Here is a 17,342-nt window from a genome sequence, read left to right on the forward strand (position 1 = left end):
TAGTGTTAGTCCAAGACAAGCACAAAGTCTTATAGCTGTTGCGCGCCTTGATCTAGTTGATCTCAACATGAATAGCCTCTGTTCTTAGTGGTGAACGGTGATCCTTAAGTGCTGGAGAGTCGCTGTTAAGTGGCATTGTGTTGAAACTCGCAGGCGACACTTGTGGACAAGTTCCTGTATCCATGTAGTTGAGTGCGGCAGATAGCATGCGCTCGGATGTATCGCCTAGTGGCTTCGTTAAGTCGTCATCTACCCAACAACCTTCAACTTGATTATCTAAACCAAGGTTGCTGCTAATTTGGCTCTTAGGTGTTGGAACAAAACCGTCGGCAAAGTCGCCAAATTGTTTTTCGTTCGCAGATTTAAACTGAATGGTGTAGTACATGGTGCCACAGTTCTGCTCGGGTGCGAATCCATAAGGTTTACCCATTGTGGTTGAGCCAATTTGGATAACATTAACATCAATACCGCGCAGTGCATTCATCAGTAATTCACTTGAAGAGGCAGTACCGCCAGAGGTCAGCACATAAACTTGCTGCTTGCCTAGAGTAGGCAACACTTGGTCTGAGAACTTGCCTGCTGCCCAGTCGATGGCTACGTTAGTAAATGGGTATATATTGTCGCCATTAGGTATGGTTTTCATGATCTTATCGTTGTGAATAAGCTCACTAAAGACACGATTTTTATTCGCGCCGCTGAGCATGTATCCCACTTGAGAAGATTGCAGCACTAAACCGCCGCCGTTGTATCGTAAATCGATAACAATTTCATCAACCTGAGTTTCTGCCAATTTATTAAAGGCGTTAATGAGCGGTGTTTGTGCACTTGGCTCGAACGAGTTGTATTGCAGGTAACCGACTTTTTTACCGTTGTGCTCAATGACTTTCGCATTACGAACCGGAGAAGTCGCAACATCTGCGGCTTTCAGTATTACTGACTTTCTGTATCCATCTACGGTTTCAAATGTAAACGAATACTCTTTATTTATTTCTGGACTAAATAGCGTGGTATTAATCGTGTTAATTTCTGCGTTGTTTGAAGTATTAACCACATCGATTGAGCCAATCTTTATTAACTTATCTCCACGAACAATACCGTTTAATGCGGCTGGAGAGTTGTCTTCCGTATAAGAAATACGAACGTCTCGAGGCTCTGTCGTTTGAATGAACGACCAATTAAATCCAAACCCAGCAACCAATCCCGATTGTGAGGATTTCATTTCATCTTCATAAGGAATAGCGAAGTGAAAGCGATCTTTCGTTTTTCCAGTTGCAGTTGTTTCAGAAGTCACGAGTGAGTGGAAATAAGCAATGACACTGCTGTAAAAGCTTGGGTTTCTATCCGGTACTTCATCGTACCAAAGGTAGGTTTCATTGGTAAAAGCACGCAAAAAGAGTTTTTCTTGCAACGCTGAACCTGCTTTGTCTGGGTATGGTTGGTAACCCGCGTACGGATCTAAGCCCGTTCTTGGCGTTTCACATCGGTTGGCAAATTCGTTAGAGGTTTTACTGTAATCGCCTTGCGTCCATGCCGAATTGGTTGACGTATTAATGGATGGAGAAGCGCCGTCGCCACCACCACAGCCTTGTAATAACGCTAGAGTAACTGCCGTTGCAATAGAATACTGAAATTTCATATTTGTATGTCCCTACAAGTGATGATTTTATAATTATTTAATCTGCTTATTTTTATTTCCTTAGCATTGATGAATGTATAAATTTCAACTGTTTATGCGCAAATTTATATTTAAATATTGTGATAGGTTTAACGGAAGGTAGGTTAGTGTTTTAGCAGTATATTTATATGTGGATATTTAAATGACGTGTTTTAACAGAATTTAATGTCAATTAAATGGGTTGGTTTGACCAAGTATACTGACTTGTTCAATTTATTTTAAGTCTGGAATTAATATTGGTATGTGCGATTTAATTTAAACACGTTGATTTAGCTGAGAAACATACTTTAATAAATCCCCATCAATATTGGGTAATCCGTCAGAGAAAAATATTTGTGTTCCTGGAGTGCAACGCATTAAAACGTTAGTCAACTCGCCATCTTGGTTGGAGGTATTGAGCGCATTGAATTTGACCAGCTTATTGTAAATATCATCTTCTAACTGCAATCGCTGTGCTTCGGTCAGACGAATACGACCAATACAAATACCGGGGCTGACTTCATGCGAAAGCGATTCTTTCTGAAAACGTTCACGAAATAGAGAGTCGAGATCTGAGCCTTCTTCCATCAAAAATCGGCGGCCGGAGCGATAAAACAAACCATCACCGAAATCTTCCACATAACCGAGAATCTCTGCAATGCGGAGATAAAAACGCAGGCTTGTCTCTGTTAGGTTGTACATTTCAGCAATCTTTTTCGGCTCAATATTTCGAGATGTCACCATATAGATGAAGTCGAGGAGGTAGGGGTGTTTGAGAAAGAGTGCACTTTGTTCATCCGTCAGCATTTGTTCGTTTTCATGCTGGAGTTGATTGGCTAAATTGGCTAGCTCGATGAGGTCAGTATTTAGGTAGTTTAGGTAGAGGAGAATTTTATCCAATCCGAGAGAGGGATTGTGAAGGTGTCGTTTAATACTCGAGAGAGGAATGCCACTTTTCTCTGATAAAGAGCTGTAACACAGCCCTTCATCTTTTATTTTTTGTCGCAGCGCCGCCAACAGAAATTTAGGTCCAACATTCATCCGTGATTCCCCTAAGTTATCTGTTTAGTTATTTGGGCTCTGTCTTTCTAACAGCAAGTTACGAATAGCTGTACCTGCTTCTAGAATGTGTTTTTTCAGCAGATATTTTGCGCCATCAATATCTCTGTTCTGGCACATTTCAAACAAGGTCAAATGTTCTTGTTCCGCTTTTTAATGCCTGTGGTGAATAACAACTGCATACGAATGTAGCGATCGCATTTGGTATTTAAGCTGTAAATCACATCCATGGTTTCTGGCATGTTGGCAGGTGCGTATAACGCTTTGTGGAATTCGTAGTTATAGTTACTCCATTCTTCCACTTCGTCGCCACTATTTACCACCGCTTCGAAGCGTTCACGAACTTCACGAGCGCGTTCTAGATCTTCATCCGTCATGTTTTGAATCGCACGTTCCAGAATGTGGCATTCCACAACCGCACGCAGTTCAAATAGCTCATCGATTTTATCTGGAGACAGTTCAGTCACTGTCGCGCCTTTATGTGGCTCGAAACTGACTAAACCCTGCGCTTCCAATTGTACTAGCGCTTCACGCACAGGAATTCGGCTGACATTGAACTCTTTTGCTAACGCATCCTGACGTAAAGGCTGACCAGTTTTTAACTCGCCCTTCAGGATCTGAGTTCGAATTGCTTCTTCAACGAGCTGAGTACGCGTCTTAAAAACAGGTTTTTGTGACATTGAAGGCTCCCCTCAAAAATAAATATTGTATCCAATCCATTTAACTCTAGTAGTTTATTGTTTTTCCGGCTTAAGCCAACTACGAAATAAGGTTTTGAGAAGTAGAGTGAATTTAAAGGCACCAACTGGTGCCTTTTTGAACCATTTGGCTAAGTGTATGTTGCCTGTTATGACGTTTTACCGTCGATAGTGCGTTGGATATTTAACGGGTTAGATGTTTTTAATGAATCGGGCAACAAGCTTTCTGGCAACGCTTGGTAAGCGACCGGGCGTAACCAACGGTGAATGGCCTCTGCTCCGACAGAGGTTGATGCCGCATGGGTCGACGCAGGATATGGCCCACCATGAACCATCGCATAACCAACCTCTACGCCAGTTGGCCAGCCATTGAACACCAGGCGTCCGGCAATTTCTTCCAGGCATGGAATCAACTGCTCAGCGAGTGATGAATCTTCTTCAGTCGCGTGGATGGTAGCGGTGAGGGTGCCGCTCAGTGTTTCACTTAGATCGAGTAAATCCTCGAAGTCCTTACAGATAACAATCACTGATTGAGGGCCGAAAATCTCTTCTTCCCATTCTGGGTTTGTGCGCCAGTTTTGGCTGTCGGTGACAAACAGCGCAGAGGCGACATTTGGAGAGTCAGCCTGAGAGTAAGTCACGTTAATACCCTGATCAGCGGCCCGCTTGACGACTTCGTTCTCATAGGTTTCTCGGATACCTTGAGTGAGAAGCGTAGAAGGGGACTGTTGACGAATCAAAGCCTGAGCGGTTTCGATAAAGGCTTGTGTTTCTGGAGTATTCAACGCGAACACTACTCCCGGTTTTGTACAAAACTGGCCGCAGCCCATGGTCATTGATGCGACAAACTGCTCTGCAAGTGAAGCGTTGTTCTTCATTGCTTCTGGGAGAATAAAGGTTGGGTTAATGGCGCCGAGTTCTCCATAAAAAGGGATCGGCTCAGGTCTCTGTTGAGCAAGGTTGAATAAGGCACGCCCTCCACTAACTGAGCCTGTGAACCCAACGGCTTTAATCTTTGGATGTGTCACTAACGCTTGGCCAAGTTCACGTTTGTTACCTTGAAGCAAAGTAAAAATAGCTGAAGGCAGGTCTTCTTTATTCAGTGCGTTTTCAATACATTCGGCGACGATTTGGCTCGTTCCCGGGTGCGCGGTATGACCTTTAACAATAACCGGACATCCAGCCGCAAGTGCAGATGCGGTATCGCCACCCGCGGCTGAGAATGCCAACGGAAAGTTCGAAGCGCCAAAGACGGCGACAGGGCCAATGGCAATTTGTTGGCGACGAATGTCAGGCTTTGGTAGAGGTTGGCGTTCAGGATTTGGCGTATCGAAGATGGCTTGATGATAACTGCCAGATTTTACAACATCTGCGAACAATCGTAGCTGGTTCGCCGTTCTACCGACTTCTCCCTCTAAACGTGCCTGTGGAAGCGCTGTTTCTAAATGCGCACACGCGACAATATCTTCACGTCTTGCTTCCAACTCTGACGCAATAGAGCAGAGTAGGTTGGCGCGCTTTTCGTTGCTGAGTCGGCGAAAACTGCGTGCAATTTTGGCTGCTGCTTCCGCTGCTTGGTTAACTTCCATCTCTCCATGAACGGGGAACGCCGTCGTTAATCGTTCACCGGTAAAGGCGTTGGTGGCGTAAAACACCTGTGAGTTTTGCGAATTCATTGTTCTTCCTTACTGTCCTATTTCACTTCAAATCCGTACGCGTACGGGTCTTCGTCATCGACCCAAATGGTGTTGTGGCCATACACTTGTGCCCAACCTTCAATGCTCGGCAAAATCGCCGTTTGCCCGTTTACTTCGGTGATACCCTCAATACGGCCGTTAAATAGGCTACCGATGATGCTTTCATGCACGAAATCTTCGCCTGATTTGAGTTTTCCTTTCGCGTGCCATTGCGCCATACGTGCGCTCGTGCCGGTTCCACATGGCGATCGGTCGAGCGCTTTATCGCCATAAAAAACGGCATTGCGAGCCGTTGCGCCGTCTTGCGTTGGTTTCCCTGTCCAAAGTACATGGGAAACGCCGCAAACCGTGGGATCATTTGGATGGATGCATTCCACTGCATTAGAAACGGCGGTGCGCACTTTGGGGGAGAGCATTAAAATCTCATCAGGGGAGTAGTTCTCGAGTCCCGCATAATTTTCTTGTGGATCAACAATGACGTAGTAGTTGCCGCCATAAGCGACATCTACCGTGATTTCTCCTAAACCTTCGATTTCAACCGTGACATCTTGATGCGCAAGATAAGCTGGAACATTAAAAATCTTTACTGACGTGACCTTGTCACCTTTGGTTTGGTAGTGGACTTCTATTTGGCCGGCTGGCACGTCGAGGATCAAACGTCCTTCCTCTTTCGGCGTAATCAAACGATTTTCGATGGCGGTGGTCACGGTACCAATGGTGCCGTGTCCACACATAGGCAGGCAGCCGCTGGTTTCAATAAAAAGGATGGAAGCATCTGCATTGTCGCTGCAAGGCGGTAAAACAACGGAGCCCGACATCATTGAATGGCCACGCGGTTCAAACATCAGTGCTTGTCGAATCCAATCATAATGCTCTAAGAAATACTGACGCTTTTCACTCATCGTGTTGCCCTCAAGTGGTGGAACACCACCAGCCACCAATCTCACTGGGTTTCCACAGGTATGGGCATCGATACAGAAAAAGGTTCCTTGTCTCATTTTTCTCTCCTTGCTGAAGAAATGGGTTGAATCGAACGAGCTTGATGTTATCGTAATGTAAAATATATTGTATACAATCTGCTTTTTCAAATGTGACTTGGAGCATATTCATGTTGGGTAAGGAAGAACTCAGAAATCAAAGCATCGCGGTTATAGGGGCGGGAATCATCGGTTTGTCGATTGGCTTAAAACTGCAACAGCAGGGGTATCGCGTCACCATTTTTGATCCGAATGGAGTGGGCAATGGGTGCTCGAAAGGTAATGCCGGGCACATCGCGACCGAGCAAGTTTTTCCTCTTGCCACGCCGGCCTTGATCCCTCAATTACCCAAGATGTTATTGAGTTCGACAAGTCCAGTTTCTATTCGTTGGCAAGACTTGCCCAATACCGTCGGTTGGATGATGCGCTTTTTATTGAAAGCCAAACCTTCAGCGGCAAAAGCTTCCACGCAGGCGATAACAAGCCTTAACACGCGAGCCGTTCAGAGTTGGAATCTGTTATTAGATTCGATCGGAAAAAGTGGGCTGATTAAGATGGATGGTTCACTGCTGACGTTTGAAAGCGAAAGCTTGTTTGAAGGTTATCAAAGTACGCTTGATGAGTTAGCGGAACAAGGTGTTCGGTACGAGCTTTGGACGCAAAACGAAATCCGACGTCGGCTTCCTGAACTCAGCAGAAAGGTACGGTTTGGCGTCTTTTTTCCAGAAACAGGACATACAATAAACCCTTATGCACTCTGCGTTGAGCTAAGTAATGCATTTGAAAAACTCGCAGGTTCACTTGTCCATGAAGAAGTAGACGCAGTAAGTAAAAACGGCGATGTCTTGGTCAATACTCAGCGAATGTCTTTTGACAAAATTGTGGTCGCAGCGGGTGTTCATTCTAAAGCTTTGGTTCGCCAGTTAACCGGTGTGAATGTCCCGATACAAGCTGAGCGAGGCTACCATCTCATGATGAATGACAAGCGTGAGTCATTGCCGTTTCCTATCAGTTCTGCCGACAGAAAGTTCATTATGACGCCCATGTCTGAAGGCTTACGTTTGGCGGGAACGGTCGAGTATGCCGATGTGAAATCGCCACCAAACATGAAGCGCGCAGAGATGTTGTATCAGCAGGGGAGCGCGATGTTTGAGTCCGGTTTAAATCCGTTAAAACAGCAGGAACAGTGGATGGGAAATCGACCTTCAACAATCGACTCGTTGCCGGTAATCGACCAGTGTTTTAATGGCAAGATATTGCTGGCATTTGGTCATCAGCACTTGGGATTGACTCAAGCGGCGATCACTGCAGACCTAATCTCTGAGCTCGTTGCAGACAAGCCAACATCGGTGAATATTGCGCCGTTCACACTACAGCGATTTGCCTAAAAAATTTTAAAATTAAATATTGTATAAAATATATTTAATGCTAATGTTAACGAAAATTTAACAAGTGTGGTATCCAACAGCAGTAACGGATACCTCCAGAAAAACAACCAAAGGAGTAAACCATGTCACGAATGACGAAAACACCACTGGTGATGTTGATTTCAGGAATGCTGTTGGGTACCTCGGCATACGCTGAAGATAAACTAACGGTCGTCTCATGGGGTGGCGCTTTCACCAAAAGCCAAGTAGAGGCTTACCACAAACCATTCATCCAAAAGACTGGTGTTGAGATCGTATCGGAGGATTTCAGTGGCGGTTTGGCGGAGATTAAAGCGCAAGTAGAAGCAAACAACGTGCGTTGGGATTTGGTCTCGCTGGATAAACCAGACATTGTTCGAGGCTGCGCGGAAGGGCTTTTGGAACCCGTCAACCCGAGTATTCTGCCTCCCGGCGCTGACGGGACACCAGCAAAAGAGGATTTCATCGATGGGGCGATCCACGAGTGTGCGATTAACACCATTGTCGTATCGACCGTCTTAGCGGTGAACGAGGATGCTTTCAAAGGTAAAGCGGCACCAACCAAGTTGACGGACCTTTTTGATTTAACAAACTTTCCCGGTCGACGAGCGCTACAAAAGCAACCTCAAGGTAACCTTGAATGGGCATTATTGGCCGATGGCGTTAAACCTGACGAAGTTTACCGCCTACTAGAAACTGAAGAGGGGCGAGCACGCGCCTTTGCCAAACTCGACACCATCAAACCGCAAGTGCTTTGGTGGACGACAGGTGCGCAGCCACCACAAATGTTGGCAGATAAAGAAGTGGTAATCGCGTCTGCTTTCAATGGCCGGATACACAACGCGCGTAAAGATGAAGGCCAACCATTTCGCATCATTTGGGATCATCAAATGGGTTATATGAACGGCTGGGCTATTCCTAAAGGAAGCGCGAATACCAAACTTGCCCTCGATTTCATTGCTTTTTCTTCGGGTACTAAGCCTTTGGCAGATCAAGCTAAATACGTCGCGTATGGCCCGACTCGTAAGTCTTCCTCCGCGGAAGTAAGCCCAGAGATTCTGGCGAACCTGCCGACCGCGCCTCAGAACTTTAAAACGGCGTTTTTGATTAACGACGAATGGTGGTCTGATTATGCCGATGAGTTGAATGAAGAGTTCAATACTTGGCTGCTTAATTAGGCGTTAACTGTAGGGGTTTATTTCTCGATTGATGAGTTAAACCCCACATTGGAACTCAACGTATCTATTTTGGAGAAGTGATGAAAGTCATCGATGCACAGCAAGTCGCGCAAAGTTTGAGTATGCACTCTTTGATTGAAACCATGCGAGACATCTATGCACAGCCTGCCACGATTCCGCAGCGCAGAGTGATGTCATTAGAAGAGGGGAAGTATGAAGCTTTTGCTTTACTGCCCGCATGGAACCAAGAACTGATTGCCGTTAAGGCATTTACTTACTTTCCTGAGAATCCTCTGCAAGGCAAAGATACTTTGGCATCTAAGTTGTTGGTCTTCAAACGCGGAGATGGTGAACCTATCGCGCTGGTGGACGGTAAAGTCTTAACTTTTTGGCGCACAGCTGCCGCATCTGCTTTAGCCGCCGATTACTTAGCGCGCAAAAACGCCTCCCGCTTGTTGATTTGTGGTACTGGCAACTTAGCCCCTTATTTTGCGTGGGCTTACGCAGCGATTCGACCACTCAAACAAGTTTATGTTTGGGGACGAAACCCAGAAAAGGCTGCCTCAACGGTGGATCAGATTCTGTCTTCCTCTGAATATCAATCACTGCCAGAAGCGCGCCAGTTCTCTGTGTCTGTGGTCGAAAACGTTGAGCAAGTGATTGATCAAGTCGACATCATAAGTTGCATTACTGCGTCTGCTCAGCCTTTGTTTAATGGCTCTGATGTGCAGCCGGGAACACACATTGATCTGGTCGGTAATCACGACTTAGACAAGCGTGAATGTGATTCTGTCTCGGTACAACGAGCGAATGTGTATGTCGACAGCCGCATTAATGTGTTGGCGGAAGCGGGAGATTTGCTGATCCCAATACAAGAGGGGGTATTCACACCTGAAGACATTTATGGGGAGTTGCCTGAGCTTTGCGCTCAGCAAGTGCAAGGGCGTCAAAGTGACGAGGTGATTACCTTATATAAATCGGTTGGCAGTGCCTTGGCTGATTTAGCCGCAGTAAAAGCGGTGTTGTTAAAACATGGCGTTGAAAGCCAAATTTGAGCATTTTCGCTCGTCTTTATAAATTGCATACAATATACATAAAGGAAAGGGAGTTAATGAAAGTAGATTGGAAAGGTGTTTATCCGGCGGTCAGTACGCAGTTTCGTCAAGATCAGTCCATTGACCTAGACGCAACACAAACCGTTATCGATAACCAAATTAAAGATGGTGTGAACGGCATTATTTGCCTTGGTACGGTAGGTGAGAACTGCGCGCTATATCCGGAAGAAAAGCGTCAGGTGCTACAAGCTGCCAAAGAAGTGGTTAATGGTCGTGTTCCTCTTATTGCTGGTACGGCAGAGTCAATTACCACAGCGGCTATCGATTACATGCAAGACGCGCACAAAATTGGTATCGACGGGTGTATGGTGATGCCTGCGATGGTCTACCGCACGTCTGAAAGCGAAACATATGATTACTACCGCACGCTGGCAGAAGCGACACCAGAGATGCCTATCATGATTTACAACAACCCTGTTGCGTACGGCGTCGATGTAAATCTCGATATCATGGCGAAGCTGGCTGAGTTTGACAGCATTGTTGCAATCAAAGAGTCGACTACCGACACGCGTCGTATCACTGAGCTTTACAACAAGTTCGATGATCGTTTTACCGTGTTCAGCGGTGTTGATGATATTGCGCTTGAGTCGCTGATGTTAGGAGCGACAGGCTGGATTTCTGGCTTAACCAATGCGTTCCCAGAAGAATCAGTTGCAATTTACAAGCTGGCGAGCCAAGGCCGTTATGCAGAAGCGTTAGAAATTTACCGTTGGTTCTTACCGCTGCTGCGTCTCGACACCATTCCTACGCTGGTTCAGTGCATTAAGCTTGCTGAACAAGTGTGTGGCCGTGGTTCAGAGCAAGTTCGTGCACCGCGCCAACTGCTTAAAGGTGAGGAGCGTCAACAAGTGATCCAGATGGTGGAGCACGCACTTGCTACCCGCTTAGACCTATCAAAATACAATCTGTAATTGAGCTAGTGAGTAGGGCGCTTTGTGGCGCTCTACTTATTTTCGCTATACAAAAATGAACGGAGGGATGCCATGAGCACAGCAAACAAGGATTATGTGAGCTTTCAACATGTTAAGAAAACCTACGACGGTGCAAACTTGGTGGTTAAAGACTTCAACTTAGACATAGCACCCGGAGAGTTTGTCACCATGTTGGGGCCTTCTGGATCAGGCAAAACAACGTGTCTGATGATGCTGGCGGGTTTTGAAACGGCAACAGGCGGAGAGATTTACATTGATGGCGTTCCGGTAAACAATCTCGCGCCACATAAACGCGACATCGGAATGGTATTTCAAAACTACGCGCTGTTTCCTCACATGACGATTGCGGAGAACCTCGCTTTTCCTCTAAAAGTGCGCAAGCTCGATAATCAAACCATTCAAAATAAAGTACAGAGCGCACTGGACATGGTCGAGTTGGGGCACGTTGCCAGCCGTTATCCAAAGCAGTTATCTGGCGGGCAGCAACAACGTGTCGCGTTGGCGAGAGCGCTTGTGTTTGAACCAAAACTCGTCCTGATGGATGAGCCTTTGGGCGCGTTGGACAAGCAACTTCGTGAGCAAATGCAGATGGAGATTAAACACCTGCACGAAAAGCTCGGCATTACGATTTTGTATGTCACGCATGACCAAGATGAAGCGCTCACTATGTCTGACCGAATCGCAGTTTTTAATCAAGGCGAAGTGCAGCAACTTGCCCCGCCAACGGAACTGTATGAATCTCCGAGTAACGCGTTCGTCGCTCAGTTTATTGGTGAAAATAATCAGCTTTCTGGTGTGGTAAAAGAGTGGCAATCAGAGCGATGCCAAGTCCAGGTCGGCCCCGCTCACTTCGTTGCCAAACCGGTTCGAGTGACCCAAAACGGCGAGCACACCACCTTGTCTATTCGACCAGAGAAAATTTCCATCCAACCTGATGACGAATCGTGTGATAACCAAATTGAAGGCGTGCTGCGTGAGCTAATTTATCACGGAGATCATTATCGTCTAGTGGTCGACGTTGAACTGGTTGGTCAGTTTGTTGTGAAAGTGCCGAACGACAACCGAACGCATCTGAACCTTATTCCGGGAACGGTTTGTCGAATTGGGTGGCAAAGTACAGATTGCCATGCGCTAGATGCGATTCAACCAGAAACCGAAGAGGTGGCGGCATGAGTCGAGAGCTAACCTCGTTAGATTCGGTGCTGGAAATCGAACGACATGTGAATCACCAAAAGAGCGATCTCAGAGCCCAACTACAAAAAGCGGAGCGCAATAAAAACCTACGCTCAATCATGCTGACGTTGCCGTTGGTATGCTTTATTTTGCTCACATTTGCGTTTCCTATTTTAGAAATGCTTTATCGCAGTGTCGACAACCGAGATATTCCGCAGGCCATGCCGAAAACAATCCAAGCGTTAGCGCATTGGGATTATCAAGGATTGCCAGATTCCGAAGTGGTAGAAGCATTTTCGGTTGAGCTGCTGGCACTGTATGAGACCAAAGCCCTGCCTAAAATCGCCAATCGCATGAACATAGAAGTCTCTGGCATGCGCAGTTTGATGATGAAAACGGGACGAAAATTGTCTCGTTTAGAAGTGCTTCCTACGTCAATAAAAGAACTGAGTAGGCTTGATAAACGCTGGGCGGATGCAAAACACTGGGTTGCTTTTAAGAACCTGAGCGGTGCGATAACCGTCAACCATTACCTTGCGGCATTGGATATGCAGGTGAACGAAATGGGCGAGATTGAAGCGCAACCAGAAAAACGGCAGATCTACGTTGACCTTTTCTTTAAAACCTTTTGGATGTCGATCTTAATTACCGTGATTTGTTTGTTGATGGCTTATCCCGTGGCGTATCTGTTAGCAAACTTGCCAGACAAACGCGCCAACTTGCTGTTGATTGTGGTGCTACTGCCTTTTTGGACATCACTATTGGTTCGTACGACCTCTTGGATTGTGTTGTTGCAAAATCAGGGGGTGATTAATGATTTACTGATGTGGTCTGGTTTAACGTCTGAGCGAATTCAGATGATACACAATACCTTTGGTACGGTTGTTTCTATGGTACACATCTTATTGCCTTTTATGATTCTGCCGCTCTACAGTGTAATGAAAGGCATCAGTCCAACGTATTTCCGCGCCGCTCGTTCCTTAGGGGCGTCCCCTCTTGTTGCATTCGTCAAAGTCTACATGCCGCTTACTTTACCGGGTATTGGCGCTGGAGCGTTGCTCACGTTCATTCTTTCGATTGGTTTTTACATTACGCCGGCACTCGTGGGAGGAAGGAGTGGGCAAATGATCTCCAATATGATTGCGTACCACATGCAAACCTCGCTCAACTGGGGAATGGCGGGGGCGTTAGGTGGGCTGCTTTTGTTTGTCGTGCTCGCGCTGTTTTATGTGTTTAACCGTGTGGTTGGCATAAATAACATTAAGGTAGGAGGATAACCATGGCACTACCAAACTACGCTTCAAAAAGTGAGAGAATGGCTTACGCAGGCTACTTGGTATTTTGTGGACTGGTGCTGTTCTTTCTCATTGCGCCTATTCTGACAATCATCCCCTTGTCGTTTAATGCCACCCCTTATTTTACGTTTACAGAAGGTATGCTGAACTTGGACGCAGACGCCTATTCTGTACGCTGGTATCAAGAAATGTTCACCAATGAGCAGTGGTTATTAGCACTCAAAAACAGCACGTTTATTGCGCTCATGGCTACTTTGCTCGCGACGGGTCTGGGTACGTTAGCCGCATTGGGACTAGCCAACAGCAATTTGCCGTTTAGAAATGCCATTATGGCGTTGCTGATCTCTCCAATGATTGTGCCTGTGATTATTTCTGCCGCTGCGATGTATTTTTTCTACACTCGGTTGGGTTTATCTCAGACTTATTTTGGCATTATCTTAGCGCATGCCGCGCTAGGTACGCCTTTTGTCGTGATCACAGTGAGCGCGACGCTGAGTGGTTTTGATCAAAGCCTCGTCAAAGCGGCGGCCAGTTTGGGCGCAAATCCGGTTTATACCTTTAGGCATGTGACTTTTCCGTTGATCCGTCCCGGCATGATTTCCGGTGGATTGTTTGCGTTTGGCACGTCGTTTGATGAAGTGGTCGTGGCGTTGTTTTTAACGGGCGCAGAACAAAAAACCGTCCCAAGGCAGATGTGGTCAGGGATCCGAGAACAAATCAGCCCGACAATTTTGGCTGTTGCGACCTTGCTGATTTTTATGTCCGTGTGTTTGCTCGTGACGTTGGAGATCTTACGCAGACGCAATGTCCGTATTCGTGGGATTCAAGAATAAATAAGCCTTTTTCGGTTGCTCAGAGCTTTTTCGTCCAGGAATTACTCACCCTTTGACCGAACGCGCCTCCTTGTGGGCGCTTTTTTACGTCTGCGGCTCGATAGGGGGGCTATTTGATTTGTTGAATTTCTATTCCCGCTTGCTCAAAACGGGCGAATACAGGCCTGTGATGCTGCTGATACCAGCTCGCTGGCATGTTAGGTTTAAGCTGTAGCTTCTCCTGTTTGCTGATCACCACATAGTGCAAAAACGCGTTAAGCGTAGCCGTCATTACATCACACGTCATCTCTCCATCTTTACTGATGGCTTTGAGCAAACCAACCACGGTTTCTTCAGGAACTAAAGGCTCAATAACCGCCTGTTTACGAGTTTTAAGGCTGATAGAGGCTGGCAATGCATCACGGGCTGTTTCCCAACAAACCTTGTTGTTTTTATTTACTAAATTGTTTTTATAGCAGTAGTAACTGAATAAAAAACGGGACACGTTTTGCCAGCGTTGCGTTTGGATTTCTAACCACAGGTGCTGAAGTTCGATATCGGCATCGGTCATAGATTTCATTCTAAATATGTTGGGAGAGCGATAGTGTAGCTTGGTTTTTTCATAACGCCAAAATCCTTCGTTGTGGCGTCTTTAAGTGCTAGTTCATCAAAGTCTATTGAGCAAATCGATTTTAATAAAGTTCGTAGTGTGGCGAATTGGGTACTAAAAAGTGATACCGCTAAATTTGTTTGTTAATGAATTGTTTATTTTAAAGCTCAATCAGATTTATATGAGGATGCTCTTTGTTGTGAAAAGAGCACGAAGTGATGTCACGTGGTATCGGCATTTAAGGAACACATTATATAGAAGAACAAAGATGGAACTGAAAACCCTCAGCGTCGCGATTGCGGCAACCTTGAGCAGCACTGCTGCGTTCGCAATGAGCGAGCCAGTAGCGCAAGTCACAGAGAAAGTTGAACATCATCAGCACGAACACGGTGTAGAAACGGCGCAGCCTGAGTATGCACCGACAGAATTGTTACCACAGCTACCGAAACAGACGTTACGTACCCGGGCTACCCAATCGGTTGAAGCGGCAAGCGTGGTTTGTGACGTAGAATCGTTCACAACCACCAACAGCAACGACTTGATCAGCGCGATAAAAACTCAAGGTGCAAGTTGCATCAACGAGCTGTTCTCTGCTCAAAGCCGAGTGCAAGAAGCGGCGTTTGATTCTGACCACATGTACAACGTGGCAAAGCATACGGTGACTTTGGCGAAGGCCTATACTGGCGGCGGTAGTGATGAGCTTGAAGCCTTGTACTTGTATTTGCGCGCTGGCTATTACGCCGAGTTTTACAACAACAATATCTCGTTTGTTTCTTGGGTCACGCCCGCAGTACAAGAGGCGGTAGACGCGTTTGTAAACAACGCTAATTTTTACGAAAACAGCGACCCGCACGGCAAGGTATTAAGTGAAGTGATCATCACGATGGACAGTGCGGGGCTGCAACACGCTTATTTACCGCAAGTGACGGAGTGGCTGACGCGCTGGAATGATCAATACGCTCAAAACTGGTACATGCGCAACGCGGTGAATGGGGTGTTTACCATCTTATTCGGCGGTCAGTGGAACGACCAATATTTGCAAACCATCGGTAACCAAACCGAACTTGCAAAAGCATTGGGTGACTTTGCGTTGAGAGAGTCCTCGATAGGAGCGAGTGACGAGTTCATGGTGGCAAATGCGGGTCGCGAATTGGGGCGTCTGACCAAATATTCGGGCAGTGCCGCCACAACGGTGAGTAACAAGTTAAAAGATATTTTTGCTCGCTACGAGATGTACGGAAAAGGCGATGCCGTTTGGCTTGCTGCTGCGGATACGGTCTCGTACTACGCCGAATGCAGCGAGTACGGAATTTGTGATTTCGAAACCAAGCTCAAAGGTTTGGTGTTATCGCAAACCTACACTTGTAGCTCAACCATCCGTATTCTGTCGCAAAACATGACGCAAGAGCAGCATGTGGCCGCTTGTAGCAAAATGGGTTACGAAGAAGGGTATTTTCATCAATCTTTGGAAACTGGCGAGCAGCCAGTCGCTGATGATCATAATACACAGCTTCAAGTGAATATTTTTGATTCCAGCGATGACTACGGCAAATATGCGGGACCAATCTTTGATATCAGTACCAACAACGGCGGCATGTACCTTGAGGGTGACCCGTCCAAGCCGGGCAATATTCCTAACTTTGTCGCTTATGAAGCGTCTTATGCGAACCCTGACCATTTTGTTTGGAACTTAGAACATGAATACGTGCATTACCTAGATGGCCGATTCGACCTTTATGGCGGTTTTGGTCATCCAACTGAAAAGGTAGTGTGGTGGAGTGAAGGCATTGCAGAATACATCGCAAACGAAAAAGACAATCAAGCGGCGTTAGATACGATTCGAGACGGCTCAACTTACACCTTGAGCGAGGTTTTTGAAACCACATACGATGGCTTTGATGTTGACCGAATTTATCGCTGGGGCTATCTGGCCGTTCGATTTATGTTCGAGCGACATAAAGATGATGTAAACCAAATGCTGGTGGAAACACGCCAAGGTAATTGGAGCAATTACAAGGCGACCATCAATCAATGGGCAAACCTATACCAGAGCGAGTTTGAACAGTGGCAACAGTCATTGGTTTCAGGTGGCGCTCCTAATGCAGTAATAACCGCAAACAATGAGGGAAAAGTCGGTGAAAGCATTACATTCAGCAGTGAAAACAGTACGGATACAGACGGGCAAATCGTCAGTGTGTTGTGGGACTTCGGTGATGGCACGACCAGCACACAAACCCAGCCGACGCACCAATATGGGAGTGAAGGTCAGTACACGGTCAGTTTAACAGTGACAGATAATGACGGTTTGACAGCTACCGCGACCCACAATGTGACGATTTCGGCGACTGGCGGCAGTAGTACGCTTCCGCAAGATTGCGCGGTACAAAGCAAAGCGAGTGGTGGTCGTTTAAATGTTGGCGAGCCTGTCTGTTTGTCAAATCAGCAAACCATTTGGCTGAGTGTGCCGGCAGTTAATGAACATGCGAACATTGCTATCTCAACTGGCAATGGCACGGGTGACCTCAAAATTGAATACAGCAACCTAGGCTGGCCAGATGGTTCAAACCTACATGGTTGGTCAGACAATGCTGGTAACAAAGAGTGCATAACCGTTTCAAACCAAGCCAATTATTGGGGCTATATCAAAGTCTCTGGCAGTTTTGAAAATGCTGCGATTGTGGTGGACTTTGATACCTCTGGCTGTCGTCAGTAAACGTTATTTCTGTTAATTAAGAA

General features: G+C 46.3%; 13 protein-coding genes and 1 pseudogene. 8 read left to right on the forward strand and 6 right to left on the reverse strand.

The genetic code is table 11. The features are described 5' to 3' along the window. Nucleotides 1-52: 52 nt before the first annotated feature. The 5 genes and pseudogenes from DYB02_RS07900 to DYB02_RS07920 form a co-directional block, all read right to left on the reverse strand. Complete coding sequence (locus DYB02_RS07900; RefSeq protein ID WP_029804005.1) at nucleotides 53-1,636, reverse strand: S41 family peptidase; 1,584 nt, start codon at nucleotides 1,634-1,636, stop codon at nucleotides 53-55. A gap of 294 nt (nucleotides 1,637-1,930) precedes the next feature. Continuing rightward, a complete protein-coding gene (locus tag DYB02_RS07905) occupies nucleotides 1,931-2,695 on the reverse strand; it encodes a hypothetical protein (protein WP_029804003.1) in 765 nt (254 codons plus the stop codon). Nucleotides 2,696-2,719: 24 nt separating this feature from the next. After that, nucleotides 2,720-3,393, reverse strand: a pseudogene (locus DYB02_RS07910) (GntR family transcriptional regulator). Between the two features lie 167 nt (nucleotides 3,394-3,560). Then, nucleotides 3,561-5,087 carry an aldehyde dehydrogenase (NADP(+)) gene (locus tag DYB02_RS07915; RefSeq protein WP_029804002.1) on the reverse strand — a complete coding sequence of 509 codons (1,527 nt, stop codon included), beginning with the start codon at nucleotides 5,085-5,087 and terminating at the stop codon, nucleotides 3,561-3,563. 17 nt (nucleotides 5,088-5,104) lie between these two features. Continuing rightward, nucleotides 5,105-6,106: a 4-hydroxyproline epimerase gene (locus DYB02_RS07920; protein WP_029804000.1), complete on the reverse strand. Its 1,002-nt coding sequence runs from the start codon at nucleotides 6,104-6,106 to the stop codon at nucleotides 5,105-5,107. 110 nt (nucleotides 6,107-6,216) lie between these two features. Here DYB02_RS07920 and DYB02_RS07925 point away from each other — a divergent pair, with 110 nt between their 5' ends. From DYB02_RS07925 to DYB02_RS07960, 7 genes are all read left to right on the forward strand, one after another. Then, a complete protein-coding gene (locus tag DYB02_RS07925; protein ID WP_029803998.1) occupies nucleotides 6,217-7,473 on the forward strand; it encodes an NAD(P)/FAD-dependent oxidoreductase in 1,257 nt (418 codons plus the stop codon). Nucleotides 7,474-7,595: 122 nt separating this feature from the next. Then, nucleotides 7,596-8,669 (forward strand): polyamine ABC transporter substrate-binding protein, encoded by a 1,074-nt coding sequence (locus DYB02_RS07930; RefSeq protein ID WP_005486727.1) that lies wholly within the window; start codon nucleotides 7,596-7,598, stop codon nucleotides 8,667-8,669. An 80-nt stretch (nucleotides 8,670-8,749) separates the two neighbouring features. Continuing rightward, nucleotides 8,750-9,724 (forward strand): bifunctional Delta(1)-pyrroline-2-carboxylate/Delta(1)-piperideine-2-carboxylate reductase, encoded by a 975-nt coding sequence (gene lhpI / locus DYB02_RS07940; protein ID WP_025499613.1) that lies wholly within the window; start codon nucleotides 8,750-8,752, stop codon nucleotides 9,722-9,724. A gap of 56 nt (nucleotides 9,725-9,780) precedes the next feature. After that, nucleotides 9,781-10,695, forward strand: a complete 915-nt coding sequence (locus tag DYB02_RS07945) for a dihydrodipicolinate synthase family protein (protein WP_005454899.1) — start codon at nucleotides 9,781-9,783, stop codon at nucleotides 10,693-10,695. Between the two features lie 72 nt (nucleotides 10,696-10,767). Next, the gene (locus DYB02_RS07950) at nucleotides 10,768-11,889 is read left to right on the forward strand and encodes an ABC transporter ATP-binding protein (protein ID WP_025522365.1); all 1,122 of its coding nucleotides are present in this window, start codon (nucleotides 10,768-10,770) and stop codon (nucleotides 11,887-11,889) included. Beyond that, a complete protein-coding gene (locus DYB02_RS07955) occupies nucleotides 11,886-13,166 on the forward strand; it encodes an ABC transporter permease (RefSeq protein ID WP_025592047.1) in 1,281 nt (426 codons plus the stop codon). The genes DYB02_RS07950 and DYB02_RS07955 overlap by 4 nt, the downstream gene beginning before the upstream one ends. 2 nt (nucleotides 13,167-13,168) lie before the next feature. Then, nucleotides 13,169-14,017 carry an ABC transporter permease gene (locus DYB02_RS07960; protein WP_029803996.1) on the forward strand — a complete coding sequence of 283 codons (849 nt, stop codon included), beginning with the start codon at nucleotides 13,169-13,171 and terminating at the stop codon, nucleotides 14,015-14,017. Nucleotides 14,018-14,126: 109 nt separating this feature from the next. Here the strand turns inward: DYB02_RS07960 and DYB02_RS07965 are convergent, their stop codons facing one another. Continuing rightward, nucleotides 14,127-14,567: a hypothetical protein gene (locus DYB02_RS07965; protein ID WP_025525079.1), complete on the reverse strand. Its 441-nt coding sequence runs from the start codon at nucleotides 14,565-14,567 to the stop codon at nucleotides 14,127-14,129. A 307-nt stretch (nucleotides 14,568-14,874) separates the two neighbouring features. Here DYB02_RS07965 and DYB02_RS07975 point away from each other — a divergent pair, with 307 nt between their 5' ends. Then, a complete protein-coding gene (locus DYB02_RS07975) occupies nucleotides 14,875-17,319 on the forward strand; it encodes a collagenase (protein ID WP_029853024.1) in 2,445 nt (814 codons plus the stop codon). Nucleotides 17,320-17,342 lie beyond the last annotated feature (23 nt).

This window comes from Vibrio parahaemolyticus (assembly GCF_900460535.1).
GTDB lineage: Bacteria > Pseudomonadota > Gammaproteobacteria > Enterobacterales > Vibrionaceae > Vibrio > Vibrio parahaemolyticus.

Excerpts from the sequence above, each read along its gene's own strand:
- DYB02_RS07945 (WP_005454899.1), top strand. The coding sequence starts at position 9,781 with ATGAAAGTAGATTGGAAAGGTGTTTATCCGGCGGTCAGTACGCAGTTT.
- DYB02_RS07950 (WP_025522365.1), top strand. The coding sequence starts at position 10,768 with ATGAGCACAGCAAACAAGGATTATGTGAGCTTTCAACATGTTAAGAAA.
- DYB02_RS07915 (WP_029804002.1), bottom strand. The coding sequence starts at position 5,087 with ATGAATTCGCAAAACTCACAGGTGTTTTACGCCACCAACGCCTTTACC.
- DYB02_RS07975 (WP_029853024.1), top strand. The coding sequence starts at position 14,875 with ATGGAACTGAAAACCCTCAGCGTCGCGATTGCGGCAACCTTGAGCAGC.
- DYB02_RS07920 (WP_029804000.1), bottom strand. The coding sequence starts at position 6,106 with ATGAGACAAGGAACCTTTTTCTGTATCGATGCCCATACCTGTGGAAAC.
- DYB02_RS07965 (WP_025525079.1), bottom strand. The coding sequence starts at position 14,567 with ATGACCGATGCCGATATCGAACTTCAGCACCTGTGGTTAGAAATCCAA.
- DYB02_RS07900 (WP_029804005.1), bottom strand. The coding sequence starts at position 1,636 with ATGAAATTTCAGTATTCTATTGCAACGGCAGTTACTCTAGCGTTATTA.
- DYB02_RS07925 (WP_029803998.1), top strand. The coding sequence starts at position 6,217 with ATGTTGGGTAAGGAAGAACTCAGAAATCAAAGCATCGCGGTTATAGGG.
- DYB02_RS07960 (WP_029803996.1), top strand. The coding sequence starts at position 13,169 with ATGGCACTACCAAACTACGCTTCAAAAAGTGAGAGAATGGCTTACGCA.
- lhpI (WP_025499613.1), top strand. The coding sequence starts at position 8,750 with ATGAAAGTCATCGATGCACAGCAAGTCGCGCAAAGTTTGAGTATGCAC.
- DYB02_RS07905 (WP_029804003.1), bottom strand. The coding sequence starts at position 2,695 with ATGAATGTTGGACCTAAATTTCTGTTGGCGGCGCTGCGACAAAAAATA.
- DYB02_RS07930 (WP_005486727.1), top strand. The coding sequence starts at position 7,596 with ATGTCACGAATGACGAAAACACCACTGGTGATGTTGATTTCAGGAATG.
- DYB02_RS07955 (WP_025592047.1), top strand. The coding sequence starts at position 11,886 with ATGAGTCGAGAGCTAACCTCGTTAGATTCGGTGCTGGAAATCGAACGA.